The following is a 1,601-nucleotide window of genomic DNA, read 5'->3' on the forward strand; positions in this document are numbered from 1 at the left end:
CGACCTGCGGTCCTGCGTGCCGAGCGCCTGCGGGGCGCCCGGCGGATATGGGTGCGGGGCGCCTATTCGGCGACCAGCGGGGCCTGTTCCAGATGGCGCTGTTCCCAGCCCTGCGGCAAAGGTCGCAGGCTGCGGGCCGGGTTCAGCCGCGCCAGATCGGTGCCAAGGCGCGCGGCCATCAGCGTGGCGCCCAGATCGGCGCGCCCCTGCCCGGCGATGTCAAAAGCCGAGCCATGCGCCGGGGTCACGATCGGAAATCCGTATCCCGCGATCAGCGTCACGCCCCGGTCAAAGCCCATCAGCTTCATCGCGATCTGGCCCTGATCGTGATACATGGTCAGCACCGCGTCGAATTCGCCCCGGATGGCGCGCACGAAGACCGTGTCGGACGGAATCGGGCCTTTCGCGTCGATCCCCTCGGCCACGGCCTGCGCGACGGCGGGAGCCAGAATTTCGTCATCCTCATGGCCGAAATTGCCGCCATCGCCCGCATGGGGGTTCAGCGCCGCGACGCCGATCCGGGCGCCGGGCTTGCCCGCGCCCGCCATCACCTCGGCCGTCAGGCGCAGGCTGGACAGGATGCGCTCGACGCTCAGCGCGTCGGCCACCGCGCGCAACGGGATGTGGCTGGTCACGCGGGCATTCCAGACCTCGTCTAGCACGTTGAATTCGCGCCCGCTGCGGTCGGTGTTCAGGATCGCGTTGATGAATCCGATCTCGTCCACATAGGACGGGCGCGACAGCCGCATCGAATGCTTGTTGAAGGGCGTGAACATGGCCGCATCGGCAATCCCCGAGGCTGCCAGTTGCAGCACGCAGGCAAAGTTCTGCAAACAGGCCCCGCCGGTGGCCGGGTCGGACTGACCCAGAGCGACCCGATCCGCCGCGCCATTGGCCAGATCCAGCAGGACATGGCCAGCGGGCAGGTCGTTGGTCGTCCGGGCCGCGCGGATCTGATCCGCGCCGATCACCGGCAGATCAAGGCTGACCCCCGCATGGCGCGCGCCCATCGCCAGAACCGAGGCGTCGCCCGCGACGATGATGTCGCGGCCCGCCATCTCGGGGTGAGTCAGCAGTCTGGCGGCCAGTTCGGGGCCAACGCCCCCGGCATCGCCGATCGCAAGCGCAATGCGCATGTGGCAGTCCTCCTGTCGGAATAGGGTGGTCATGAGGGTGGCTGGCGCGGACCCATGCCCGCGTCAGAACAAATCAGGCGGGTGTTTGGCTGCGGGTCAGGGCCTCGGCCACGACCCGCGCGCACAGCGCCAGCGACACGGCTCCCGCATCGGGGTGGCCCATGCTGCGTTCGGCCAGAGGCCGGGCGCGGCCAAGGCGCGGGGACAGCCGGGCCGTGGCCTCGGCAGCCTCGGTCGCGGCGGCGGCGGCGGCAGCCCATGCCTCGGGCAAAGGGGTGTTGGCGGCAAGGCGGTCCAGCCCGTCGGCAAAGGGCGCAAAGGCATCGACCAGCGTCTTGTCGCCGGGCCGGGCGCCACCAAGCCGCGTCACAGCATCAAGACCCGCCCGCGCCCCCTGCGCCACCCGCGGGCCGTCGGGCGCGTCCAGATCGCCAAGCGCCTGCCCCCAGGCACGCAGGGCCACGC

Annotated in this window: 2 protein-coding genes; both read right to left on the reverse strand. The window is 70.6% G+C overall.

Features of this window, described 5'->3' with window-relative positions; genetic code table 11:
* Positions 1–62: 62 nt before the first annotated feature.
* Complete coding sequence (locus tag EG885_RS22265; RefSeq protein WP_131579045.1) at positions 63–1,136, reverse strand: 4-hydroxythreonine-4-phosphate dehydrogenase PdxA; 1,074 nt, start codon at positions 1,134–1,136, stop codon at positions 63–65.
* Between the two features lie 73 nt (positions 1,137–1,209).
* A partial coding sequence (locus tag EG885_RS22270; protein ID WP_131579048.1) for a DAK2 domain-containing protein occupies positions 1,210–1,601 on the reverse strand: 392 nt, incomplete at its 5' end.

The sequence above is a fragment of the Paracoccus nototheniae genome (assembly GCF_004335005.1).
Lineage (GTDB): Bacteria > Pseudomonadota > Alphaproteobacteria > Rhodobacterales > Rhodobacteraceae > Paracoccus > Paracoccus nototheniae.

Bases quoted from the DNA above. Each gene is read 5' to 3' on its own strand.
- EG885_RS22265 (WP_131579045.1), bottom strand. From the start codon at position 1,136: ATGCGCATTGCGCTTGCGATCGGCGATGCCGGGGGCGTTGGCCCCGAA.